The sequence below is a fragment of the Methylotenera sp. N17 genome (genome assembly GCF_000799155.1).
Classification (GTDB): Bacteria; Pseudomonadota; Gammaproteobacteria; order Burkholderiales; family Methylophilaceae; genus Methylophilus.
This window is the reverse complement of sequence record NZ_JUGE01000001.1, coordinates 2,369,288-2,394,057: the sequence shown is the minus strand read 5'-3', so window position 1 is coordinate 2,394,057 and position 24,770 is coordinate 2,369,288. Positions and strand designations below refer to the sequence as shown.

The window sequence follows — 24,770 nt, the reverse complement described above, 5'->3', positions numbered from 1 at the left end:
ATATAAAAAATAATTAAAGGCCAATCAGTGAGTAACCAATTCCAGCTCTTAAAACAAAAACGATTTTTGCCTTTCTTTTTAACGCAGTTTTTAGGGGCCTTTAACGACAATTTATTTAAAACTGTACTCATTACTTTAGTTGCCTTTCACGCCAGTACACTGGGCAATCTAGATGGTGCGACCATGGCGACTCTGCTCCCGGGTTTGTTTATCCTGCCTTTTTTCTTGTTTTCTGCAACTGCTGGGCAAATTGCAGATAAATATGAGAAGTCTCGCATTATTCGCTTAGTCAAAGTACTGGAAATCTGGATTATGGTATTTGCTGCCGCTGGCTTTTATCTGCATCAGTTGTGGCTATTGGCGACAGCATTATTCTTGATGGGTGTTCACTCCACTCTATTTGGTCCGGTAAAGTACGCGTACCTGCCTCAGCAGCTGAATACCCAAGAGCTGGTAGGCGGTAACGGCATGGTAGAAATGGGCAGCTTTGTGGCTATTTTGCTGGGTCAAGTGTTGGGGGCATGGCTGGCAATTCAGCCTGATTATGCTTTGCTGACTAGCGTTGCTGTGATTGGTATTGCTATGATTGGTTATGTATCGAGCCGACAAATACCGGTCACACCAGCGCTTTCCACCGCGTTGCGAATACAGTGGAATCCGATCATAGAAACTTGCCGCAATGTAAAGTTGATTTGGGCGCAGCAATCACTGTGGTTAGCCATTGTGGCGATCTCTTGGTTTTGGTTTTTTGGCGCGACATTGCTGGCGCAATTCCCCAATATGGCCAAGCTGGTGCTGCATGGGGATGAAAGCGTGTTTATTTTGATGTTGACGGTATTTTCTGTTGGCGTGGGTATTGGCTCTTTGCTTTGCGAGAAACTTTCACGCAACAAAGCCATGCTGGGTTTGGTGATGATTGGCGGCATAGGCTTAAGTTGCTTTACGTTGGATATTTATTGGGTGGCAACACATCTTGCAACGGAAAGCGGTATACAACCTTTTGATTATCATCAGTTTCTAAGTCACGCTAACCATTGGCGTTTATTGATAGATATTGCATTGATAGGCGTATTCGGTGGTTTTTACATTGTGCCTTTGTATGTGTTGATACAAACCTTGTCGGAGCCCGCGTATCGCTCACGTGTGATAGCCGCCAATAATATTATGAACGCTTTGTTTATGGTGGTCTCTGCCCTATTTTCTATCGCTTTGTTTAAGCTAGGTTACAGCATCCCGCAGTTGTTTCTAATCACTGCGCTTGTCAATGTGTTGGTCATGGGCTATTTGTGTATGCGTCAGCCCAATTACTACACAACATTTAAGGCATGGTTCCGCCCTAAAGATGCTTGAATGCTGAATAGCGGAATTTGCAGCGCGCTACTATCAATGCAGGCTTTATCGTTATAATGAGCCCTTTCATCTTGATGTTTTAATCTGCGTTTATGCAAATCAAATCCTTGTTCGATCCATTTCGCCGTGCAGTTTGGCAGGTTGCCAATAAAGCAGGCCCTTTTGCCCCGTTATTTTCCATGCTGTTGCTGGGCTTGGTCGTGTTGTCACTGTCGCGGTTGGGTCTAGTGCTATGGAAATTTGGTCGTGTGGAATCCACAGGGCAATTATTGGCCGTGCTATACCAAGGTGTGCGTGTCGATATCATTCAGTTGGCGCTGATTGCGCTTGTGCCAGTACTATTGGCACCGCTATTGGCTACACGCCAGTTTTTTAACACATGGAAGTGGTTTACCTACGGCTGGGTGTTGATTGCGGTGGTGCTGTTGGTGTTTTTAGAAGCGGCTACGCCTGGCTTTATCATGGAATACGATGTACGCCCGAATCGCCTGTTTGTGGAGTATTTGAAATATCCACATGAGGTCATGGGCATGCTGTGGCGTGGTTTCAAAGTACATATCTTTGCTGGTATTGGCTTTACGGTGCTGGCCATTGTGGGGATGCGTTACTGGCTGCAACCATGGCAGTCTGCAACATCGACTTGGACAAACAAACGTTTGTGGATTATCTGGCCTTTGGTGTTAGTACTCACATTGCTCGGTATCCGCTCCACACTTGGCCACCGCCCTGCTAACCCGGCGCTGTTTGCAATTACCCAAGACAGCATGGTCAACAGCTTGATTTTAAATTCCGGCTATTCGGTCATCTATGCTGTTTATAGTTTGCAGCATGAGGCCAAATCCAGCGAGATCTACGGCAAGATGGATAAAGCGGACATATTTAAACTGACGCAAGCCAAAGATACTGATATCCCGACATTAACTACTTTAGTGCCATCGGTTAAACGCGATAAGCCGCTGAATTTAGTCATTATTCTGCAAGAGAGCTTAGGCGCAGGCTTTGTTGAGTCCTTAGGCGGTAAACCGGTCACGCCTAATCTTGAAAAACTAAAAGCAGAGGGGATTTGGTTTGAGCAGCTGTATGCGACCGGTACGCGTTCGGTACGTGGCATTGAAGCGGTGGTGACAGGCTTTCAGCCTACGCCGGCAGACAGTACAGTGAAGCTATCACTTAGCCAGAAAAATTTTTTTAGCTTGGCAGCTTTATTAGAAAAACAAGGTTACTCCACAGAGTTTATCTATGGTGGGGAGTCTCATTTTGACAATATGCGCGGCTTTTTTATGGGCAACGGCTTTCAACATATTGTCGATCAAAAAGACTATAAAAACCCAGTGTTTGTAGGGAGCTGGGGCGCCTCGGATGAGGATTTGCTGAATAAAACGCATGAACAGTTATTGGCGCATCATGCCAGTGGCAAACCATTTTTCACGCTTGCATTTAGTTCGTCTAATCATGCGCCATTTGAATTTCCGGATGGACGTATCGAGCTGTATGAGCAGCCCAAAGCCACCGATAATAATGCAGTGAAATATGCCGATTATGCTATTGGTGAGTTTTTCAAAAAGGCCAAAGCCAGCCCTTATTGGCAAGACACAGTGTTTCTCATTGTGGCCGATCACGATATTCGTGTGCGTGGTGAGACACTGGTGCCCATTGAGCATTTCCACATCCCAGGCCTGATTTTGGGTGCGGACATTCAGCCTAAAACGATCACGGCCATTGCTAGCCAAATCGATTTGCCGGTGACCGTATTGTCTTTAATGGGCGTGCAAGCACAGCACCCGATGACAGGGCACGATATGTCCAATCTGCCGGCAGATTATCTGGGTCGCGCCATGATGCAGTACAACTATAACTTTGGTTGGATGGAGCAAACTCAACAAAAAGCAGATAAAGAGGTAGCCAATCAGGTGGTGGTATTGCGTGAAGGCAAGGCACCCGCACATGGTAAGTACGATACACAGCATAAGCATTTGAATGAGGTACCCTCTCCTGCAAATGCTGTGCAAATTGAGCAGCGTGCATTGGCCAACTCACTGTTGCCATCCTTGCTGTATACAGAACAGCGCTACCGGTTGCCGTAATGCCGGGTGCGTCGTATCAGCCTTCTATGCTCACCAAGCAGGTGGTCCGTGACGGGTTAAGTTATTTTCTGCGGGGCGGCATGTGGTTACGCCATGCGCATTTGCCTGTCTCTGGCCATACCATTGTCGATGACTTTATCGGCGTGTGTGTTGCCACGCAGCAAGATCCGGCAGTGGATGCCTACGTCATTGCGCAGTTGCAGGCGCTGGGTGTTAAACGTGTGCGCTTAGATTTTACCTATGGAGACTTAGGTAATGATGATGAGGTGGAAGCACCTAATGCACGCTTTTTATCGGCATTGATTGCAGCAGGTTTTCGCGTCAATTTGCATTTGGTACAACCTTTTCAGTCTGCCAAACATATGTTGTTAGCTGCCGAGCAAGTCATCTGGCAGCAGTTTATTGTCAATATACTAGACCGTTTTGGCCATCAGTTAGCCCATATTGAAATCGGTTCCACCATCAACCGCAAACGCTGGAGCGGTTATACATTTGATGGTTTTCTTGCCACCTGGGATATTGCTTACACGCTGATTAAAGCGCGCAATATCACTATTGCAGGGCCGAATATACAAGACTTTGAGCCGTTCTATAACGTGAGCTTGCTCAAGCATTTAAAGGCGCGCCAGCAGCTTCCGGACGTTTTTAGCAATAACTTGTTTTGTGAGCGCGTACCAGAGCCAGAAAGCAATGACCACCGTATTTTTAAGTATCAGTGGACGACTTGGTTTGACTATAACTTAATCAAAAAGGCGCGTTTGCTACAGAAAATCAATCAGGATTTCGGTGTTTCGGCGCTCATTTCACCCGTGGCATTTTGGGCAATATTTCGTGTGCAACGTCGTTATCCCGATGCGCTGCAAAAGCAAGCCGATTACGCTGCACGTTACTTTCTGCTATTAGCAGCTTCTGGCGCATTAAAACAAGCCAATTGGGGCGCGCTGATTTGCCAGCGTGAAGGCCTGATTAGCGATGGGTTGACTGAGCATGACTACCCGGCGCTTGAGCGTGTGACGCACTACCAGCATGCTGATGGCGCACTGCAACATTACCAGCTTCAGCCAAGCTTTGCTGCGGTAAAAACGTGTGCTGCCCAAATTCAAGGTGCGCAGTATGTGCGTGCACTGGCTACTGGTAACGGCTTGGAGCACCATCATTTTGAAAAAGATGGCCATACCATTCATGCCATATGGACACAAAATGGCAAAGTAGCTTTCTTGGACGCAATCTACACACAAGCCCTTTTGACACAAGCCGTGATGGTGCATCGAGATGGCACAGTGTTGGCCAACACACATGCGTTTGTGACTGAATCGCCCATGTATTTAATTTGGCACAATACAACACTTGTGCAGGCCACCCCTACTTTAGCAAAAGACCTGACGATACACGCGCACCAACAGGGCTTGCAGTATTTCCGCTTGGATGAAGATGATTGGCAAGGCTTGGTACTAGCCAGCAATGCTGAAGAAGCTGCATTATTGGCGCAGCAATTACATCCGGCACGGTTACAGGCACCGCAAAAAGAAGGTGCTTTGCGCCATGCCCGTAATGCGATTTGGGCAGTGCCCGACCCACGAAATACAGCAGCACAGCTGACGATCAAGCAGCCAGTCAAAATGTATCCGCACAAAGCTTTTTTAGATCGCTTCAAACCCAGCAAAGCCAAGCGCAGCTGGAACGGAGCCATGGAACTTATGCGTCGCGGTATCGGCACGGCCATGCCAGTAGCTTACTTTGAAAAAGTGGGCGATACCAGTCTGAAGCAAAATTTTTATGTGTGCGAATATGTGCAATCAGAGGCCAGCATCGGGCAAATATTTGTTGCTTTTGCACAAGGAGAAAGCCACTTTAATGGCTTGCAGGCAGAAGAAGTATATTTTCAATTTGCGCAATTTTGCCATGACATGCATGGCCGATTGGTTTACTTCAGAGACTTCTCCGGCGGTAATATTCTAGTCAATGTTGGGGCTGATAAGCAGCTTGGTTTTTCATTAATCGATACCGCGCGTTTGCGTTGTTTCCCTTTGACGCCGTTTCCGGAAAAATATCGTCTGGCAGACATGACGCGTGCTTGCCACAAGCTGCATTGGGCAGGTCGTGAACGTGTCATGCAAATCTATTTTGGCATGATTGGGCGTCAGTTCACTTGGCGTCATCGCCTAGCATTTCATTTGTACGATTTCAAAGTACGTTTGAAAAAGACGATTGGGCGCAAAGGTTGGAAACGTCTGATGAAAAAGCTAAAAGGGGTGGGCACATCGCATGCTGCATCAGGGTAATCTAATGAAAACCATGAGACAGTTTTAAGCAGTTTAGACAGGTGATATTTTGAAGCACAAGGTATAGTAACTCTACGTTATGGAGATGTACTGGCAGTCATGCAAAGTAACCCAAACGAATTCTAACTAAAGGAGAATCATTATGTGGACAACACCAGCAGCTACTGAAATGCGTTTCGGTTTTGAAGTTACAATGTACGTAATGAACAAATAATCTTTGTTTAACGTATGCTAAAGGGTGCTTATAGCACCCTTTTGTTTTTATGGTTCTTATTAGTCTTAATTCTTACTTGGTTTTAATATTTAAGGCGTAGGCAATTTGAATTCTTTAGGTAACAATACCCAAATCGTGCCGGATTGCTTCATCGACCCCGCCATTTTTCCGGCGTAATTACCACTCCCCCAGTAAAAATCTGCACGTACCCCGTCTTTAATGGCACCGCCGGTGTCTTGGGCAATCATTAATCGCTGTAATGGCTTGGTGGTATTTGGGTAGGTTGTAGATAAATAGACAGGTGCCCCTAGCGGAATATATTTGGGGTCAATGGCAACGCTACGTTCCGCAGTAAGGGGAACGCCCAGCGCACCCAAAGGGCCGGGTAGATTAGCAGGCAACTCTCTAAAAAAGACATAACTAGGATTGGTATTCAGCAGCTCACGCAGCTTGCTAACGTTTTTACGCCCCCAGTCTTTAATGCCCTGCATAGACGCTTGGCTGGCGTTGAGCTCGCCGCGTTGAATCAACACTTTGCCAATCGAGTTATAAGCATGTCCATTTTGATCGGCGTAGCCTAAATGTAATTGCTCGCCAGTATCTAATTGGATTAGGCCAGAGCCTTGAATTTGCAGAAAAAATGCATCAATTGCATCATCAATCCAAACAATCTCGCTGCCAGCCAAAGGCGGCTTGTCCGATTCGATTTCTGCGCGTGTAAAGTAAGGTACCAAGCGATTGCCATCTAGTTTACCGCGTACCCGTTTGTATTTGAGCTCTGGAAACAGCGTACCTAAATCCACCGTAATCAGATCTTTAGGCTGTGCATAGAGTGGGAAGGCATATTGTGCAGACTTGGTGCGGCTGCCCTTTAACACTGGCTCGTAGTAGCCAGTAATTAGTCCGGTGTTGCTCCCGGCAATAGTACTAGTACTGTAGACATTAAAGTAGCGGGTGAAGTACTCGATAATTTGTGTGTTATCAGGAGCATTTAGTGACACTGCGGCTTGGCAGGCAGGTTGCCATTCAGGTTTGTTTTTTAATGTAGAGCAGCTGGCCAGCCAAGCTGGCCAGCCCGCGCTCAAATTATCTTGTTTCCAAGCGTCTATCTCGCTCCAGTTAGCAAGTTTGAGTAAGCCGTATTCTGGAATTTTGCTGCCCGGCGCTTCTGGTTTGGTTTCCGGTGTTACTGGTTCGGGAATGGGTTTGCTGGGTTGTGATGTGGTCGGCTCACAACGGCATGGTATTGGTTCTTTGATGTTTTTTTTACCGCATGCGGTGATCATCATCAGTGTTAAGAAAATAATCAACCAGTGGTGCCGTAAGCGTAAAGTGGTCATTAATGTAACACCCTGTGTTGATAGAGCTGAAAAGGGGCAATGTTGGCTTCGAATAAGGTGCCATCCTCTGCCACCATTTGATAGGTACCTTGCATTTCACCGCTAGCGGTACTGAGTATCGTGCCGCTGGTGTATTCAAACTGCGCATTAGGTTCCAGCAACGGTTGCTCACCGATGACACCAAGCCCTTTCACTTCGTGAGTTTCATGAAGTGCATTGGTGATGATCCAATGTCGGCTAATTAATTGGGCGGCAACCGTGCCAGTATTGGTAATGGTCACCGTATAGGCAAACGCGTATTTTGACTCGCCGGGATTAGATTGATCTTCCAGAAAAGTAGTGTTCACCTTGACCAAGCAAGCGTAGCGTTTTTTCTCTTCCACGCGGATTATCCGTTTCCTGAAATAAGCCCGGTGGTCGGCGAGCTGGGCGAGGCAGAGTACAGTTTCTTCGGCATGCGGCCAGCTAAATAAGACTCGCGGCCTGCTTCAATGGCTTTTTTCATGGCACCCGCCATTAATACTGGGTTCTGCGCAGCGGCAATGGCTGTATTCATCAGCACGCCATCACAGCCTAACTCCATGGCAATAGCAGCATCGGCCGCACAGCCCACACCCGCATCTACTAATACGGGGATATTGGCATTCTCAATAATAATCTGCAGATTCCAAGGGTTCAAAATACCCATGCCAGAGCCAATGAGTGATGCCAAAGGCATCACAGCGCAACAGCCAATGTCTTCTAACTGTTTAGCAATAATCGGGTCATCTGAGGTATAGACCATCACATCGAAGCCTTCTTTGACCAACGTTTTGGCTGCGGCCAAGGTCTCAATGACGTTGGGATACAGCGTTTTCGGGTCACCCAGCACTTCCAATTTCACAAGTTTGTGGCCATCGAGTAGCTCACGTGCCAAGCGCAGTGTTCTGACAGCGTCATCTGCGCTGTAGCAACCTGCGGTATTAGGTAAGTAGGTAAATTCTTCTGGTGGCAGATAATCCAGTAGCGAAGGTTCGTTAGCGACCTGACCAATATTGGTTCTTCTGATTGCTACTGTGACAATTTGGGCACCACTTGCGTCTATGGCAGCACGTGTTTCGGTAAAATCTTTATATTTACCCGTACCTACCAGTAATCTTGATTGGTAACTTTTTCCAGCAATCACTAATGCATCATTCATCTTTATATTCTCGTTTGTACCCTAGCCGCCGCCAACTGCGCCTACAATTTCCAACTGATCACCTTCATTTAATAGTACAGCATCAAACAGGCTGCGCGGCACGATTTCGCCATTGCGCTCAATAGCGATGCGCTTGCCAGCGAGGTCCATTGCAACAACAAGCGCGCTGACCGATAGTGCAGCGTCGTCAAAATGTTTGTCTTTACCGTTGATAATTAAATGCATAGCGAAATATTGCGGCCATTAAAGAGTGCTATTTTACGTAATTATGCTGTCACATGGGGCGTTAATAATGAATTATTTAAATGAAAATTTATGTATGGCACAGTCTATGCTTGTCATCTTGCAATTGATTTGTGCGTTAATAGCAGTAAGCGCAAAGTGTTAAGTGCTTGATTTAAGTTGTCATGATTTTCATGATTGTGCGACTAAAGCATGTGGAAATTGAATTTTTTTAACGATTGATGCTCTACCCCGTACGAACACAATTCGTGCGGTTTTTAACTCCCAAAAGGAAACGATGATGCAAGTAACAGAACGAGTACAAGTACAGAAACAAGATGCTTTGCTGGATGAAATCTACGCCCCTTCAATTGCTGAGAAATCAGCAAAGGTAAAAGAGCAAGAAGCCAGTGTGTTGATATTGCAAAGAAATAAAAATCTGAACAGATTTTTAGAAGCAAGTTGCGATTGCGTTTAATGTAGTACCGTCTGGTATTAAGCGTTTTTAACGTTTAATCATCAGGCAACCACAACATCAAGCTATAAAAAAAGAGGATGGCATCGGCCACCCTCTCTCTAGAGTTTTCTTCCTCAAAAACGCTTATTCAATCGTCAATTGCGGACGACCAGCCTCGGGCCAATCCAAGTGGAAGAACTGACCACGTGGTTGATCTTTACGCTCGTAAGTATGCGCACCGAAGTAGTCACGTTGACCTTGCAATAAGTTTGCAGGCAGGTCTGCACTTCTGTAACCATCGTAATATGCTAGCGCAGCCGCAAAACCTTGTGCTGGAATGCCATTTGTCACCGCCAAGGCAATCACTTTACGCCAGCCAGCTTGACCTTCGTTCATCGCATTGGTGAAGTATGGGTCTAGCATCAAGTTTTTCAAACGTGAATTCAATGCATAAGCATCGGTGATTTTTTGCAAGAAGCGCGCGCGGATGATACAACCGCCGCGCCAGATTTGTGCAATCTCACCAAAGTTCAGTTTCCAGTTATAAGCCACTTGTGCTTTATCAATCAGTTGGAAGCCTTGTGCGTAAGCGCAGATTTTTGAGCAATACAATGCGTTTTTAATCGCTTCGATAATGGCTGCTTTATCAGTTTCTTTCACTAGCACAGGGCCTTTTAGGATTCTGCTCGCTTCAACACGTTCTTCTTTCAAGCTAGAAAGCGCACGCGCATATACCGCTGCTGCAATCGCGTTGGCAGGTGCACCTAGCTCAAGCGCATTGGCTGCAGTCCATTGGCCAGTCCCTTTTTGGCCGGCAGTATCCAAGATTTGGTCTACTAAGAAACCTTTGCCTGCTGGGTCTTTTTGTTGCAGGATATCTGCGGTAATTTCAATCAAGAAGCTTGATAATTCACCTTTGTTCCATTCGGCAAATACTTTACCGATTTCATCGGCTGGCATGCCTAGCAAGTTTTTCATCAACCAGTAGGCTTCACAAATCAATTGCATATCGATGTACTCGATACCGTTATGCACCATTTTCACATAATGGCCAGCGCCGTCCGGGCCAATGTATTCTGCGCAAGAGAAGCCGCCTTCGACTGGTTTTCCTGGGGTGCCGCCTTCTAAGGGTGTACCGGTCACAGGGTCTACTTTGGCTGCAATATCACGCCAGATTGGCTCTAAGCTAGACCATGCTTTACGTGTACCAGATGGCATGAGCGATGGGCCAAAACGCGCACCAGTTTCGCCGCCTGAAACGCCTGAACCAATAAACTCAATGCCTTTGGCAGCCAATTCTTTTTCGCGACGGATAGTGTCTGTCCACAATGCGTTGCCGCCATCAATGATGATATCGCCTTGCTCTAGGAATGGTAATAACGCGTTGATGGTGACATCGGTTGCGCTACCTGCTTTCACTAGCAATACAATTTTACGTGGGCGTTTGATGCTTAGTACAAAAGAAGCCAAATCTGCATGACCAACCACGCGCTCGTGAGATGGCTCATTGTTTTTGCATTCCTCAATAAAGTTCAGCATTTTCTTCGGGTCGCGGTTGTAAACAGCGATGGTGTAGCCGTGGTCGGCTATGTTCAAGGCCAGATTTTGGCCCATCACAGCAAGGCCTACAAGGCCAATGTCAGCGTTTTTTGTGGTGGTCATGCTTCTCTCTCTTTAAGCTTTCTTAAATGGGTAATTTAAATCAAAAATTAGAGCCTTGGCTTGTGGCTAGAGCTCGTACTACGCTACTTCTACTGCTAAAACAATGCTGTTCAATTTGGGCGATTTACAGTGTGTTACCAAACATTTGCAAGGCCAGTTGATAGCCAGTCATGGCTAATTGCGGGTCATAACGTTCGCCTTCGTCACGCATAAAGGCATGTTGCCCATTGAACTCGTGCCAAGTGAAGCTCAGGTTGGCATCTGTCAGTTTTTGATACACCAAGCTGCGGCCAGCGGTAGGAATATGGTTGTCTTGTTTGCCCCAAATCATCAATAACTCGCCTTTAATGTCGCTCAGGCGATCCATGGAGTGTTGGTTAGGTTTGTTTGGGATGATTTCTGTGTGTAAATCGGTGGCGTAAAAGCAGGCGGTAGATTTAACTTCCGGTTGTAGCGCAGCCCTAAACGCCAAGTGACCACCAATACAGAAGCCCATAGCGCCTACGTTGCCATCGTACCAATTTTGCTTGCCCAAGAATTCAATCATGGCGCGATTGTCAGTATCATAGTCTTGCACATCTTTGGCAGCTTTATCAGCGTTACCTTTATCACGTCCTGCATCATCATAACCAAGGACTGTACCAATCGGATTAAGTTCATGAAATACTTCTGGTACCAAGACGGCGTATCCTTGGCCGGCCATGAATCTGGCAGCGCGTTCGATAGGACCTGTTTGCTGAAAAATTTCAGAATAAAATAAAATTGCAGGTACTTTTTGAGTATGTGTCGGGCGATGGATATAAGTCCGCATTACACCAGTAGGTGTTGAGATATCTGCGATTTCAGTTTTGATGAGCATGGCATGCATCCAGAAAATATATTTTTGAACCCAATATTTTACAGTGCTTTAATGGCATTTTCATCTCAAATCGTGGGCGAATTGAGAATTATTTAACAGCGCATGCAAATAGTCAGCATGTTAAGAATTATTTGCGCGATATGATGTCATCTTCAGTACCAAAACATGTGGGGATTATCATGCGATTCGTCTTGATGATATGGCTGGCTGGTTTTGCATGCATTGCGGCGGCAGAGCCAAGTGCTGACTTGACTTATCAACTTAAAGCCTCAGTAGCCAAGGTGCATGTGGTAACTAAATCCGGTGGGCATGGCGTTGGTACCGGTGTGGTGGTGGCCAAAGACATGGTGGCGACTAACTGCCATGTATTGGCCAATGCCAATGGGGTCAATATCACTAAATTTGGCGATAGCTTTGCGCCGGTTGGCCTCAAAGCGGACTGGAAACATGACCTATGTATTCTACGTTTTCAATATCTAGATTTAAAACCAGTGGAACTGGGTGATGCTTCGCAGCTGCGCTACGAACAGCCGATGTTCTCCATTGGATTTCCCGGTGGGCCGCCCAAACCTCAAGTGACCTATGGCAAAATCAAAGCGCTTTATCCGCTCGACGACAGCGTCATTGTACGTACCGATGCTTCATTTATCATGGGGGCCAGTGGTAGCCCGGTGTTTGATGAAGCGGGTAAGCTGATTGCCATAAGTACGTTTAAGAGCCCAGGGCGTGGTGCTTATTTTTATAATATTCCGGTCAACTGGGTCAAAGCATTACTGGATACGCCTGAAACCACCTCGTTACAATCAGACCTTGTGCCATTTTGGGACGCACCACCCGAGGCAGCACCTTACTTTATGCAAGTAGTGTTGCCATACCAAAATGAGGATTGGTCAGAATTAGCACGTGTTGCTCAGGCTTGGGTCAAGCAAGAACCAAGCACAGCCGAAGCACATTATTATCTGGCTGTGGCACAAGCTAAGCTTGGCCGTGATGCCGATGCTAAGAAGAGTTTTCAGCAGACATTAGTATTGCAACCGCAGCATCCGAGTAGTCTGATCGGATTGGGGTTGTTGGCTAGCCGTGCCGGCAATTCGGATGAGGTGGCGCGGATGCACGCAGCGTTACAGGCCATTCATGTGGAATTGGACGAGGCGTTTAATCTCGCGCTTAAAGAGCAAGCTCAGTAATCGCTGCTGCGACCCGTGGAATAACCTTGTGGTACATCTTGCTGCCATTCGCCGCAGTCGTCACAGCGGTGGTCATGCATGGTGGGGCTAAACACAAGATGTGTGCTGTTACAGAATTTGCACACAGCTTGTGTGGCGTTTTCTGATTTGTGGTGTAGCGTATGCTGTTCTGTCGCTACTTTGGTGCTGCCTAGTCCGTATTTGTTGTCCATGGGTATGGTCCTCTCAACAGGGATAGCCATTTCTAATTGCAACTGCTTAAGTGTTTAACTTACCCTCTTTTGAAGGGCATCGCAAGATGTAATTCAGCTTAGTGTAGAACCCAATACTATTTCTTTAATTGCGCTTTGCATGCGGTATAGGACAATACATCGCCGTCCGTCAGCGTCGTCTGGTCGCCTTCTAATGCCAGTGTAATGGAGCCGGATACATAGCGATTTTTCTCGGTACTGGATTTTGCCAGATTCACTTCATGGTCGGGGAAAATGAGCCAGGCATCGTTGTCCTTGTTCAGCATACGTAGAAAGAAGCGTTTGTTGCCTTCACATACATATTCGGTGGCGTTTTCCGGATTTTTAGAACGCTCTTTGGTTTCAGACTTAAACACTTTAAGGGGCGCTACCATGCTACATGCCGATAGAATGACGCAGGTAAGTGCAATGGCGGTGACGTGCTGATAGTTCATGTGTTGCCTTAACGGTAAAAATTTCAATGGGTTCATTTTGCCATCTTATGCCAAGACCGACAATGACTCATCTCATTTAGGGTGCCTCTGGTTTAAGGTGCGTCTTGATAGCCTGCGCGCGTTAAGCGGTCTCGAATAGCTGCCCACGCTGGCTGGTCTGGAGGCAACAAAATGAGAATCGCACTGGCTTGCAAGTCATCTAATCGATGCAGCGCATCGTATAAGTGTTCTGCCACTTGCGCAGGTGTGCTGGGTAGCGCAATGCAATGGGCGCTGGGCACCTGCGCATGGAGTGCTGTATTGCTTTGGCCGATTAGCAATGCTGCACAGTGCGGATGCAATTGCGCGTATTTTTGTAAGTCGGCAAATGCTTCAAACAAGCGCGTGGGTGTGCGTGGCGAGTAATGCAATAAATGTTGCCCCGGTGCTTTGGGAATGTCTTGTGTGAGTGGTTGTGCTGGCTTGCCTGCAATGGCTTCAATTTGCGCTTCCGTAATCATGCCGTGGCGTAACAACTGCCATTGGTCGCCATCCACACTCACAATACTAGATTCAATGCCCACTTGGCATGGGCCGCCATCTAGTACCGGAATATCTTTACCCAAGCTGTTTTCGACATGCGCTGCTGTGGTGGGGCTGAGCTGGGTATAGCGATTGGCGGAGGGCGCGGCTAAGGCTAGGCCACTTTCTTTGAGCAATTGCAGCGTGAGCGGATGGGCAGGTACGCGCAGTGCAACAGTCGGCGCATTGGCGCGCAATATATTAGACACATGCGGTTTGGCTTTGAGTACCAACGTAAATGGCCCAGGCCAAAACGCTATTGCGAGTTTTTTGGCCAAAGCCGAAAATTCGTCAGCATAGCCACTCACTTGATGAATGTTTGCAATATGGACAATCAGCGGATTATTGGCTGGGCGTTGTTTTGTGGCATAAATCTTGAGTAAAGCAGCTTCATTGCTAGCATCTGCCGCTAATCCATACACCGTTTCGGTAGGAATCGCGACCACTTCACCGTTGTTAAGTAACGTCATCGCATCTGCTAAATTGACCTGCATGCCAATACCAACCAGTAGTAAAAGTGCTATTTTACTACTGGTTTGTTACCTCGTGGTTTACTGTCTCATGCCATCTATCAAGCCGCTTTTTGTAAAGGCTGTATTTCAGGTGCAGTTTTATAATCATGCGCCGCGAGTGGGTGAGAAGTCTTCACACTATTTTCAATCACTTCTGCCGCTTTTGGCAAGCCTGCCACCGCGCGTTGAATGGCAAGCTTGGTCGCTGCATAATTCCAGTCTTGGATTTTGGTGCTATCTGCGGCATCCCAATGAATAAAGACACCAATGCAGATAAATATATCATCGGCTTCTTTTAACGGAATGGTGCCCTCTTTGACTGAGTCAGTCACGGCTTTAGCCACACCAGACTGCGCTGGCCCAAACATCTGCACCGCTTGTTTTGCATCTTTGATATCGACCTTGTTGAACATCACAGTGGCTGGTTTTGCCATGAGATTGGGTGCTACTACGGCTAGCAACGCATTGTCACCACGTTTTTGATTGGTGAGCGTTAAAGCAAAAGCGGTTTCGGCTGCACTGCCGCGCGGCCCCATGATTAAGTCCACATGGGCGACCTCATTGCCATCACCGACTAATGCTTCGCCTACTAGTAATTTGTTGATTTTTAAGGTTTTCATGATAGTTCTTCCTTTCTGCTTTCAAGCCCCGTTGGGCGTTAAAAATAGATGGACAAACCTTAAAAGCTAACAATTTTGCGTTCAAAAGTAAGACAAGGAATAGCCGCTATAGTTGCAATTATTTAACTGGTATAGAATGGCTGACCATTATCATTTTTAAAGAAAAAGCATGAGTCAAATTATCGTAGAAAAAAATCCTAGCCAAGCCCATTTAGACAGTTTAGGGGTGAGCAAATGGTCAACCTGGCAAAAGGAGGTCTCTACTTTTCCATGGACATTCTTAGAACAAGAAATTGCCTATATTTTAGAGGGTGAGTGCGTGATTACACCTACAGGCGGGGCACCTGTGTCCTTTGGTAAGGGCGATTTGGTGACGTTTCCAGCAGGCATGACCGCCAGTTGGGAAGTGAAGCAACCATTGCATAAGCATTACAAATTGGATGGTAATTTACTCAGCCAAACGTTCCGCCGCATTAAAGCAGCGCTTAAACTGTAATTCTATATTGCCGCGTTAACCTGCTTTTCTAAAAGTGAGGTTAACGCGCGTGTTACCTAATATTGCATGACACCCGGATTGCATGGTCATGATGCCGTGATAATTCAAACGTGCATCACCGCCCCACACAATCACATCGCCATGTTCAAGGCGCAATTGCGTGGGTTTATCGGTGCGTTTTTTGCCACCAAATTGAAAGCGCGCAGCAATGCCTAATGATACGGATACAATGGGTTGTGTGAAATCACGTTCATTTTTATCTTGGTGCAAGCCCATCTTGGTGCCGATTTGGTATTGATTAATCAGGCAAGCATCTGGCGCAAAATCAGTGTAGCCGGCAATATTAGCAGCCGTATTAGCGAGTACAAAAAAGCTTTCTGGCATTGCGGGCCATGGCGCTTGGCGTATTGGGTCGATAGGCGAGTAGCGGTAACCTTGCTGATCAGATACCCAGCCTAATGCGCCACAACTGGTGGTGGCCACTGACATGGCAAATCCCATCGGCGTCATCATCTGCCGCAAGGGTGCGGCGGAGATAACGGCATGTAAATCATCCAGCAATTGTGTTTGGTTAGGCAACGCATAACCACGTAAATAGACCAGTCCATCTAAGTCTAATCGCTGACTGCTTTCAAGAGAACTCAATAAATCCATGGTGATGTGTTATTTGCTTCCCGGCTCTTGGTACTAGCTTTTAAATGCACACTGTTATAATGAATGCATGCACCGTTATCAACAAGCGCAAACTTTTTTAAGTGAGCAAGATCCAGACTTTGCCAAGCTTATTGCTGAGATTGGCGATTGCCAACTTATACTCAAGTCAGAGCGTGACCCTTATGAGGCATTGGTCCGCGCTGTGGCTTACCAGCAGCTCAGCACTAAAGCGGGTGATGCTATTTTGGCAAAATTCAAAGCCCATTTTGGAGGCGAGTTTCCAACGCCAGAACAGCTCGCACATGCAGAGTTTGATGCCTTGCGTGCTTGTGGGTTCTCTGGCCGAAAAGTTGAGACGACCAAAGGCATTGCACAAGGCGCACTGACTGGATTGGTGCCAACACTTGCGCAAGCTGAACACATGCGCGATGAAGATTTGATTGAGCGTTTGGTTGCACTAAAAGGGATTGGGCGTTGGACAGTGGAAATGATGCTGATCTTTACATTACAACGTCCGGATATCTTGCCGGTGGATGATTTTGGTGTGCGTGAAGGTTATAAGCGGTTGAAGTCTTTAACGGATGCGCCAACGCCTAAAGCCTTGGCAGAGATTGGTTTGGCTTGGCAGCCTTATCGCACGGTAGCCAGTTGGTATTTATGGCGTGTGCCCAAATAATCTGTGCTTAGACTGAGTTTAGATTCACATCACAAAAAAAGCGGGCGCTAGTGATAGCGCCCGCTTTTGAATGCTAACAGGGTATTAACCCGCTTTCTTTTTGCTTACTTTCTTTTTGCCTTCGTGTTCTTGCAACAACACCGTGTCTAGTACGTAGATCATACCGTTATCCGCTTTGATATCGCCGCCGCCCACTGTTGGGATGCCATCTACTTTGATGCCGGCAGTCACGTCTAATTTCAACTCATGGCCTTCAACGGATTTTACTTTACCAGCTGTAACATCATCGCTAGTGATTTTGTGCGCAACGATATGTGCGTTCAACAATTTTACGAGTGCGTCTTTATCTTTGAGCAATGCTTCCAGTTTGTCTTTTGGTAACTTGGCAAATGCGGCATCGCTTGGCGCAAACACAGTAAAAGGGCCTTCACCTTTAAGGGTGTCTGTTAAACCAGCCGTTTGTAATGCTGTTACCAGTGTTTTGAGTGAACCATCAGCAACGGCTGAATCGATAATATCATCTGCAAAAGCAGCGTTAGAGACAGACAATGCAAACAGTGATGCTAGTAATACTTTTTTCATAACTTTCCTTAAATTGTTGAGTGCTATATAAATATCAGCAAGCTTGCTGATGGTTGCTCTAGGATAGCTGCGAGAGCTTACACAAGTTGCCTAACAATGTAACTAGGCAAGCATTGTTAATTGTGAAACGCTGTTCAGCTTAATGGGATAACGCCACGGCAAAGCATGACGTTGACGATAAAATAAATATTTTTTGTGGCTAGATTGTGCCCATGCTTGTTAAATTCTAGGTAAGAGTGATACCAAAGGTACAAGATCGGAAAACAAACGCGTCAAAAAAAGTTAGTGCGCCTAATCTATTTCAGCAGAATCGCACTAGGTCAACGACGACTCATCGGCATGTTTGCACACGCTTACTGCTTTATTCTCTGCACTAACGCCACATTGTAACTGAGCCTGCTTCTTTACACATCCATAGAGATATTGGGCAGAATTTAAATTTATAATAGCGTGATGCATATTTCTATTCAGCAGTTATTCAGTAACCATCAGTTTGCCTTTGTAAAGTTATTGGCGTTTCGTATTCAAATGGTATTGGCCTACCAAATTATGGCGGTAGTAGTGGGTTGGCACATTTATGAACTCACTCATGATCCATTGGCGCTCGGGCTGATTGGTTTGGCGGAAGTGATCCCTTACTTTTCCTGCACTTTATTCGCTGGCCATGCGGTCGATCACTATTATTCGCGCCGCGCATTTGGCATCTTAGCCGCTACTTTGTTATGCCTAAATGCCTTAACGTTGACCTGTGTGACGATGGGCTGGATTACAGGCAATCCCAGTGTCTGGATTTATGGCTCAATTGCATTTACCGGCATTGCCCGTGCATTTATTGCCCCCAGTTATACCACCTTATTTGCGATTATTGTGCCCAGGGAATCTTATGCGCGTGGCTCAGGCATTGGCAGTTCTATTTTCCAAATAGGGTTGATATTGGGGCCGGCATTAGGTGGTTTGTTAGTGGGATTTGCCAGTAAAACCATGGCATATGCGCTAGCCAGCGCTTTGTGCGTAGGTGCGGCTGTCGCAATGGGGATGTTAAAAGTGAAAGAGCCGCCTGCGCCAGAAAGCCCACCGGTTTTCAAAAGTATTGGCGAAGGCTTGCGCTTTGTCTGGAGTAACCAAATTGTGTTTGGCGCGCAAATGCTGGATATGTTTGCCGTATTGTTTGGTGGCGCGGTTGCGTTGTTGCCCGCCTTTATTCAGGATGTTTACCATATGGGCCCAGAAACGCTCGGATTGATGCGGGCTGCCCCTGCGGTGGGTGCGATACTGACTGGATTATGGCTTACGCGGCACCCCATCAATTTACATGCAGGTCGCTGGTTATTGGCTGCAGTGGCAGGGTTTGGCTTATGCATGATTGGGTTTGCGCTCAGTCCTTATTTTTGGCTGGCCGTGGCTCTGCTGATGGTTTCTGGTGTGCTGGATGGCATCTCTGTGGTGACGCGGCAAACCATATTGCAACTTGCTACGCCGGACGCCATGCGCGGCAGGGTATCGGCCATTAATGGCATATTCATTGGTTCATCTAATGAGTTGGGCGCATTTGAATCCGGTGTTGCAGCAAAACTATTCGGGCTAGTGCCTTCCGTGGTTTTTGGCGGCCTGATGACGATTGGTATTGTGGGCGTTACCGCTAAGCTTGCCCCCAAGTTACGCGATTTAGAGCTGAAGCAACTGCAGTAATCCATGCGCAATCTGGATACATTATTTGCTGTATTGGCAAAATCGACATTCAGAGCGGGTTTTCAATTGAACGCACGTGATTTAGCGTATCTGCAAGAAAAAGGTTTGGCGCAAGTGCTGACACATGCCGAGGATTTTGTGCAAAAACGCTTGGCGCCCGCCGTCATTGAAAATGAAGGTAAACAAACGCCGATGCGTGGTCACCCTGTATTTGTAGCGCAGCATGCTACGGCTTGTTGCTGCCGTGGCTGCTTGCAACAGTGGCATGCCATTCCACAAGGGCGCGAGCTCACTTTAGATGAGCAAGCCTACGTGGTTGTGGTATTGGAGCGCTGGCTGCAAACCTACGTAAAGTAATGGTTATATACCGAGATGTGGGCGTAAATACGTGAGCACAATCGGCAAACCAATCGCGCTAATCACGCCGTTTAAGCCCATCGCCATGCTAGCAAAAATACCCGCTTCCTCGTTCACGCTAAAGGCACGGGTGATACCCAGGCCATGTGCCCCTACGCCAATGGCTGTGCCGCGTATCCACCATTGTTGTATTTTGAGTGCATTTAAAATATAAGGCGCCAATATTGCACCCAGCATGCCGGTAATGACTGTGAACACGGCTGTTAAGGTCGGCGATACGTTGATGCGTTCGGCAATACCCATGGCAATGGGGGCGGTGACCGATTTTGCATACATGCTGCCCACCATATTGTTGCTTGCGCCCATCCACTGCGCAATGGCCACGGCACTGACAATGGAGACGGTACTACCTGCAGTGAGTGCCACCCACATATGAAAGATCTTGCCTTTCATGCGTTTAAAACCATTGTAAATGGGCACAGCCAAAGCAACAGTAGCTGTCCCCAGTAAAAAGTGCACAAACTGTGCGCCTTCAAAATATTTTTCATAAGGCATATCCAGCGCGCTAATGATGCAGCAAGTCAGCACCACAGAAATGGCCACCGGATTGACGACAGGGTTACGCTTAGCGCGTACGTACAGCATATAGCCAAGCTGATAAGTGGCGAGAGTGATGATCAATGCAAACAGCGGGTCTCCAGACAGATAGACCCAGATTTCGGAAATCGGTATACGCTTATTCATGGCGTTGCCCCTTGCCAAACTTGAGTGAAAAATACCAAAACACCTTGAGTACGACGGCAGTGACACCAATGGTTAGTACCACGCTGACTAGCAGCGCGGTAGAGACAGCCAGCGCATGGGCTTTGAGTTCTGGCAAAAACAGCACCACACCTACCGAGGCTGGTACAAACAACAAGCCCAGATGTTGCCTGAACTGATCTGCTACTTGGCCAAGCGGTTGATTTACCTCGCCTTTTATCATTAGAAATACCACCAGGAAAACCAAGCCTAGTACTGGCCCTGGGATGCTTGGTAGCAAAAACTTAGAGGCTAACTCGCCCAAGCCTTGCCATAAAAATAACTGAACTAAACCTTCTATCATGTCTGTGCTTTGATGAATGCAAAGTTTTAAGTTATCACACTTTTATTTTGAATATTTGAAGCGGTGCGAAATTTATTGCAGATCTACATAGAGTCACGCAGGAAACAGCACACAGTACACGCAGCAATCACACACAGTAAAAGTGCAAATGAATCCAACATGCTAAAATGTGCGCAGTTAGTCATATGGATTTGAAAGCACTTTATGTCGGGAAACAAAATCAGCGCTACGGAAACCCAGCTGCGTGCATTATTGGCAGAGCGTATTCTCATTTTGGATGGCGCGATGGGTACCATGATTCAGCAATACAAGCTAACCGAAGCCGATTATCGTGGCGAGCGTTTCGTCGACTTCAAAGCACCCATTGGTGAGCGTGAGTTGTTTGTCAAAGGCAATAATGAACTGTTGACCTTGACGCAACCGCAAGTGATTCAAGAGATTCATGAAAAATATTTGGCTGCTGGTGCCGATATTATTGAGACCAACACCTTTGGTGCAACCAGCGTAGCGCAAGACGACTATCATATGGCGCATCTGGTCTATGAGATGAATGTGGAATCGGCCAAGCTGGCCAAGGCGGCGTGCGTTAAATACAGCACGCCGGATAAGCCGCGTTTTGTGGCGGGTGCATTAGGCCCTACCCCTAAAACCGCAAGTATTTCTCCCGATGTGAATGACCCTGCCGCACGGAACGTCAGCTTTGATCAGTTGGTGGCTGCCTACTTGGAGCAAACGCGTGCCTTGGTTGAAGGTGGCGCGGATATCCTGATGGTGGAAACCATTTTTGATACGCTCAATTGCAAGGCGGCATTGTTTGCCATCGACACATTTTTTGAAGAAGTGGGCTATACCCTGCCCTTGATGATTTCGGGTACCGTGACCGATGCCTCTGGCCGTATTCTGTCCGGGCAAACGGTGACGGCATTCTGGCATTCTGTACGCCATGCTAAACCACTCACAGTGGGTTTGAATTGCGCGCTAGGTGCAACCTTAATGCGGCCTTATGCAGAAGAGCTTTCCAAAGTGGCGGATACTTTCGTCTGTATTTATCCGAATGCCGGCTTGCCTAATCCCATGAGCGATACCGGTTTTGATGAAACGCCGGATGTCACTTCCAGCTTAGTCAAAGAATTTGCTGTGAGTGGGTTTGTGAATATTGCGGGTGGCTGTTGCGGAACTACACCGCCCCACATTAACGCGATTTATAACGCCATTAAAGCGTTGCCTCCGCGCGCTGTACCGACACAGGTCCCGGTCACCAAATTGTCTGGATTAGAGCCATTTATCATTGATGAGAGCTCACTATACGTGAACGTGGGTGAGCGCACCAACGTAACAGGTTCTAAAGCCTTTGCGCGCATGATTATCAACGAGCAATACGAAGAAGCATTGTCCGTTGCGCGCCAACAAGTAGAGAACGGTGCGCAAGTCATCGACATCAACATGGACGAAGGCATGTTGGATGCTGTAAAAGCGATGACGCATTTCTTGAACTTAATCGCATCCGAGCCAGATATTGCGCGCGTGCCGATCATGATTGACTCCTCAAAGTGGAATGTGATTGAGGCCGGCTTAAAGTGCGTACAAGGCAAGGCCATTGTCAACTCCATCTCCATGAAAGAAGGCGAAGCCGAGTTTTTGCGCCAAGCGACATTGTGTCGTCGTTATGGCGCCGCAGTGATTGTGATGGCCTTTGATGAAAAAGGCCAAGCCGATACCTATGCACGCAAAATTGAGATTTGCAAACGTGCCTATGATTTATTGGTGGGCATGGATTTCCCGCCAGAAGACATTATCTTTGACCCCAATATTTTTGCCATTGCGACCGGGATTGAAGAGCACAATAACTACGCAGTGGACTTTATTGAAGCTACGCGCTGGATTAAGCAAAACCTGCCGCATGCCAAAATTTCTGGCGGGGTTTCCAATGTGAGTTTTAGCTTCCGCGGCAATGATCCGGCACGCGAGGCCATCCATACTGTGTTCCTCTACCATGCCATTCAAGCGGGCATGACCATGGGCATTGTAAATGCCGGCATGATGGGCGTGTACGATGATTTGGCACCGGAGCTCAAGCAGTGTGTCGAAGATGTGGTACTGAACCGCGTCACCGACCCAAATAACTTGCTTGCGCCGACTGAGCGCCTGATTGAAATTGCAGGCACGCTTAAAGCAGGTGGCAAAAAAGAAGAAGCTACACTCGAGTGGCGCGGCACACCAGACAATCCAGTCTCGGTGCAAAAGCGTTTAGCGCACGCCATGGTGCATGGTATTACGGAATTTATTGTGCAAGATACGGAAGAAGCGCGCGTCGAAGTGATGCAAAACGGTGGCCGCCCGATTCACGTGATTGAAGGGCCGTTGATGGATGGCATGAACGTGGTGGGCGATTTATTTGGGCAAGGCAAAATGTTCTTGCCGCAAGTGGTGAAGTCGGCGCGCGTGATGAAGTCTGCAGTGGCACACCTCATCCCCTTTATTGAAGAAGAAAAAGCATTAGAAGAAAAACGTACGGGCATTGTCGCTAAGCCCAAAGGCAAAGTGGTCATTGCCACGGTGAAGGGCGATGTGCATGACATCGGTAAAAACATTGTCAGCGTGGTGCTGCAATGCAATAACTTTGAAGTGGTGAACATGGGCGTGATGGTGCCCGCAGCCGAGATTTTAGCGATGGCGAAAGCGGAAAATGCCGACATCATTGGTTTGTCCGGCTTGATTACGCCCTCGCTTGAAGAGATGGCCTATGTTGCCAAAGAAATGCAGCGGGATCCGCATTTTTATGACCAAAAAACACCGTTATTGATTGGCGGCGCGACCACTTCACGTGCACATACTGCCGTTAAAATTGCGCCAAATTATGATGGCCCAGTGATTTATGTGCCTGACGCTTCGCGTTCGGTCTCGGTCATGCAAAACCTGCTCACGCCAGAAACCCGCGGTGCGTATTTGGCGGAAATTCAGGCCGATTATGAAAAAGCACGTGCCCAACATGCCAACAAAAAAGGCGTACCGATGTTGACCATTGCCGATGCGCGCGCCAACAAAACCAAGCTGAGCTTTGAAGGTGAGTATGCGCCGGTGAAGCCTAAATTTATTGGCCGCCGCGTGTTTAAAAATATTGATTTAGCCTTAATCGCGCAATACATCGATTGGGGTCCGTTCTTTCAGACTTGGGATCTAGCCGGTTTCTATCCCGCAATCCTGACCGATGAAGTAGTGGGTGAGGCCGCCACCAAAGTGTTTGCCGAAGCGCAAGCCATGCTCAAAAAAATCATTGAGGGGCGCTGGCTTACCGCCAATGGCGTGATTGCTTTGCAGCCGGCCAACGTAGTCAACGATGATGACATTGAAATTTATACGGATGATACGCGGCAGGAGGTGGCATTTACCTACTACGGCATGCGCCAGCAAACCGTTAAGCCGGTGATCGAGGGCGTGGCCCGACCTAACCAGTGTTTGGCCGATTTTATTGCGCCAAAGGATACAGAGGATTACATCGGTTTATTCGCGGTGACCGCTGGATTAGGCATGGAAAAACGTCTGGCTGAGTACGAAAAGCAGCATGATGACTACAATGCCATTATGTTTAAATCATTGGCGGACCGCTTGGCGGAAGCCTTTGCCGAATATATGCACGAGCGTATTCGCCAAGATTTTTGGGGTTACGCTGCGGATGAAGCACTCAGTAAAGATGCACTGATTAAAGAGGAATATGCTGGTATTCGTCCAGCGCCTGGCTACCCTGCCTGCCCAGACCACACAGTGAAAGCAGATATGTTTAAACTATTGCAGGCTGAGGAAATTGACATGCAATTGACCGACAGCTTTGCTATGTTGCCAGCGGCGGCGGTGAGTGGATTTTACTTTGCGCATCGCCAAGCTAAATATTTTAGTGTCGATAAAATTGGTATGGACCAATTAGAAGATATGGCCAAACGGCGCGGCTTAGAAAAAGCTTATTTAGAGCGTTGGTTGGCACCGAATTTGGGGTAATGG

At 47.3% G+C, this 24,770-nt stretch carries 25 protein-coding genes; 11 read left to right on the top strand and 14 right to left on the bottom strand.

Annotated elements, in window-relative coordinates; genetic code table 11:
- The first annotated feature begins 27 nt into the window (after positions 1 to 27).
- From FG11_RS11415 to pqqA, 4 genes are all read left to right on the top strand, one after another.
- A complete protein-coding gene (locus FG11_RS11415) occupies positions 28 to 1,350 on the top strand; it encodes an MFS transporter (protein WP_047535183.1) in 1,323 nt (440 codons plus the stop codon).
- Between the two features lie 92 nt (positions 1,351 to 1,442).
- A complete protein-coding gene (locus FG11_RS11410) occupies positions 1,443 to 3,434 on the top strand; it encodes an LTA synthase family protein (RefSeq protein ID WP_052185032.1) in 1,992 nt (663 codons plus the stop codon).
- Positions 3,434 to 5,716: a lipopolysaccharide kinase InaA family protein gene (locus tag FG11_RS11405; protein WP_081978211.1), complete on the top strand. Its 2,283-nt coding sequence runs from the start codon at positions 3,434 to 3,436 to the stop codon at positions 5,714 to 5,716. The genes FG11_RS11410 and FG11_RS11405 overlap by 1 nt, the downstream gene beginning before the upstream one ends.
- A 142-nt stretch (positions 5,717 to 5,858) precedes the next feature.
- Positions 5,859 to 5,930: a pyrroloquinoline quinone precursor peptide PqqA gene (gene pqqA / locus FG11_RS13760; protein WP_012777389.1), complete on the top strand. Its 72-nt coding sequence runs from the start codon at positions 5,859 to 5,861 to the stop codon at positions 5,928 to 5,930.
- Positions 5,931 to 6,019: 89 nt separating this feature from the next.
- Here pqqA and mltA read toward each other — a convergent pair whose 3' ends face one another.
- From mltA to thiS, 4 genes are read right to left on the bottom strand one after another with little or no spacing between them, the layout of a single operon-like run.
- Positions 6,020 to 7,270, bottom strand: a complete 1,251-nt coding sequence (mltA, locus tag FG11_RS11400) for a murein transglycosylase A (protein ID WP_047535180.1) — start codon at positions 7,268 to 7,270, stop codon at positions 6,020 to 6,022.
- Positions 7,270 to 7,653 (bottom strand): Co2+/Mg2+ efflux protein ApaG, encoded by a 384-nt coding sequence (apaG, locus tag FG11_RS11395; RefSeq protein WP_047535177.1) that lies wholly within the window; start codon positions 7,651 to 7,653, stop codon positions 7,270 to 7,272. The genes mltA and apaG overlap by 1 nt, the downstream gene beginning before the upstream one ends.
- 5 nt (positions 7,654 to 7,658) lie before the next feature.
- Complete coding sequence (locus FG11_RS11390) at positions 7,659 to 8,450, bottom strand: thiazole synthase (RefSeq protein ID WP_047535176.1); 792 nt, start codon at positions 8,448 to 8,450, stop codon at positions 7,659 to 7,661.
- A 21-nt stretch (positions 8,451 to 8,471) separates the two neighbouring features.
- Positions 8,472 to 8,675, bottom strand: a complete 204-nt coding sequence (thiS, locus tag FG11_RS11385; RefSeq protein WP_020183215.1) for a sulfur carrier protein ThiS — start codon at positions 8,673 to 8,675, stop codon at positions 8,472 to 8,474.
- 295 nt (positions 8,676 to 8,970) lie between these two features.
- On the opposite strand from thiS, the gene FG11_RS13580 reads away from it, so the two are divergent.
- Positions 8,971 to 9,150 (top strand): hypothetical protein, encoded by a 180-nt coding sequence (locus FG11_RS13580; protein ID WP_152604065.1) that lies wholly within the window; start codon positions 8,971 to 8,973, stop codon positions 9,148 to 9,150.
- 123 nt (positions 9,151 to 9,273) lie between these two features.
- Here FG11_RS13580 and gndA read toward each other — a convergent pair whose 3' ends face one another.
- Entirely contained in the window at positions 9,274 to 10,791 is a 1,518-nt protein-coding gene (gene gndA, locus FG11_RS11380; protein ID WP_020183213.1) for an NADP-dependent phosphogluconate dehydrogenase, read from the bottom strand.
- A 124-nt stretch (positions 10,792 to 10,915) separates the two neighbouring features.
- The gene (locus FG11_RS11375) at positions 10,916 to 11,650 is read right to left on the bottom strand and encodes a dienelactone hydrolase family protein (RefSeq protein WP_025225153.1); all 735 of its coding nucleotides are present in this window, start codon (positions 11,648 to 11,650) and stop codon (positions 10,916 to 10,918) included.
- A 179-nt stretch (positions 11,651 to 11,829) separates the two neighbouring features.
- On the opposite strand from FG11_RS11375, the gene FG11_RS11370 reads away from it, so the two are divergent.
- Complete coding sequence (locus tag FG11_RS11370) at positions 11,830 to 12,837, top strand: S1 family peptidase (protein ID WP_232418395.1); 1,008 nt, start codon at positions 11,830 to 11,832, stop codon at positions 12,835 to 12,837.
- On the opposite strand, the gene FG11_RS11365 is transcribed toward FG11_RS11370, so the two are convergent.
- The 4 genes from FG11_RS11365 to fae form a co-directional block, all read right to left on the bottom strand.
- Positions 12,831 to 13,049, bottom strand: coding sequence for a hypothetical protein (locus FG11_RS11365; protein ID WP_047535173.1), 219 nt, complete (start codon positions 13,047 to 13,049; stop codon positions 12,831 to 12,833). The genes FG11_RS11370 and FG11_RS11365 overlap by 7 nt on opposite strands.
- A gap of 116 nt (positions 13,050 to 13,165) precedes the next feature.
- Positions 13,166 to 13,522, bottom strand: coding sequence for a hypothetical protein (locus tag FG11_RS11360; RefSeq protein ID WP_020183209.1), 357 nt, complete (start codon positions 13,520 to 13,522; stop codon positions 13,166 to 13,168).
- Positions 13,523 to 13,614: 92 nt separating this feature from the next.
- Positions 13,615 to 14,577 carry an L-threonylcarbamoyladenylate synthase gene (locus FG11_RS11355; protein WP_047535171.1) on the bottom strand — a complete coding sequence of 321 codons (963 nt, stop codon included), beginning with the start codon at positions 14,575 to 14,577 and terminating at the stop codon, positions 13,615 to 13,617.
- A 77-nt stretch (positions 14,578 to 14,654) separates the two neighbouring features.
- Entirely contained in the window at positions 14,655 to 15,215 is a 561-nt protein-coding gene (gene fae / locus FG11_RS11350) for a formaldehyde-activating enzyme (protein WP_047535169.1), read from the bottom strand.
- 169 nt (positions 15,216 to 15,384) lie between these two features.
- On the opposite strand from fae, the gene FG11_RS11345 reads away from it, so the two are divergent.
- Positions 15,385 to 15,711, top strand: coding sequence for a cupin domain-containing protein (locus tag FG11_RS11345; protein WP_025225149.1), 327 nt, complete (start codon positions 15,385 to 15,387; stop codon positions 15,709 to 15,711).
- A 15-nt stretch (positions 15,712 to 15,726) separates the two neighbouring features.
- On the opposite strand, the gene alkB is transcribed toward FG11_RS11345, so the two are convergent.
- Positions 15,727 to 16,365 carry a DNA oxidative demethylase AlkB gene (gene alkB, locus FG11_RS11340; protein WP_025225148.1) on the bottom strand — a complete coding sequence of 213 codons (639 nt, stop codon included), beginning with the start codon at positions 16,363 to 16,365 and terminating at the stop codon, positions 15,727 to 15,729.
- A gap of 67 nt (positions 16,366 to 16,432) precedes the next feature.
- Here alkB and FG11_RS11335 point away from each other — a divergent pair, with 67 nt between their 5' ends.
- On the top strand, positions 16,433 to 17,041 hold the full coding sequence (locus tag FG11_RS11335) for a DNA-3-methyladenine glycosylase family protein (RefSeq protein ID WP_047535166.1): 609 nt from the start codon (positions 16,433 to 16,435) through the stop codon (positions 17,039 to 17,041).
- Positions 17,042 to 17,125: 84 nt separating this feature from the next.
- Here FG11_RS11335 and FG11_RS11330 read toward each other — a convergent pair whose 3' ends face one another.
- Entirely contained in the window at positions 17,126 to 17,623 is a 498-nt protein-coding gene (locus tag FG11_RS11330; protein WP_047535163.1) for a fasciclin domain-containing protein, read from the bottom strand.
- Positions 17,624 to 18,076: 453 nt separating this feature from the next.
- Between FG11_RS11330 and FG11_RS11325 the strand changes: the two genes are divergently transcribed.
- Together FG11_RS11325 and FG11_RS11320 are read left to right on the top strand one after the other, a co-directional pair.
- On the top strand, positions 18,077 to 19,312 hold the full coding sequence (locus tag FG11_RS11325) for an MFS transporter (RefSeq protein ID WP_020183202.1): 1,236 nt from the start codon (positions 18,077 to 18,079) through the stop codon (positions 19,310 to 19,312).
- Positions 19,313 to 19,315: 3 nt separating this feature from the next.
- Positions 19,316 to 19,669: a DUF4186 domain-containing protein gene (locus FG11_RS11320; RefSeq protein ID WP_020183201.1), complete on the top strand. Its 354-nt coding sequence runs from the start codon at positions 19,316 to 19,318 to the stop codon at positions 19,667 to 19,669.
- A 3-nt stretch (positions 19,670 to 19,672) separates the two neighbouring features.
- On the opposite strand, the gene FG11_RS11315 is transcribed toward FG11_RS11320, so the two are convergent.
- Positions 19,673 to 20,413 carry an LrgB family protein gene (locus tag FG11_RS11315; protein ID WP_020183200.1) on the bottom strand — a complete coding sequence of 247 codons (741 nt, stop codon included), beginning with the start codon at positions 20,411 to 20,413 and terminating at the stop codon, positions 19,673 to 19,675.
- The gene (locus FG11_RS11310; protein WP_020183199.1) at positions 20,406 to 20,774 is read right to left on the bottom strand and encodes a CidA/LrgA family protein; all 369 of its coding nucleotides are present in this window, start codon (positions 20,772 to 20,774) and stop codon (positions 20,406 to 20,408) included. Before FG11_RS11310 ends, FG11_RS11315 begins: the two co-directional genes overlap by 8 nt.
- 204 nt (positions 20,775 to 20,978) lie before the next feature.
- Here FG11_RS11310 and metH point away from each other — a divergent pair, with 204 nt between their 5' ends.
- A complete protein-coding gene (gene metH / locus FG11_RS11305; RefSeq protein ID WP_047535162.1) occupies positions 20,979 to 24,767 on the top strand; it encodes a methionine synthase in 3,789 nt (1,262 codons plus the stop codon).
- Positions 24,768 to 24,770 lie beyond the last annotated feature (3 nt).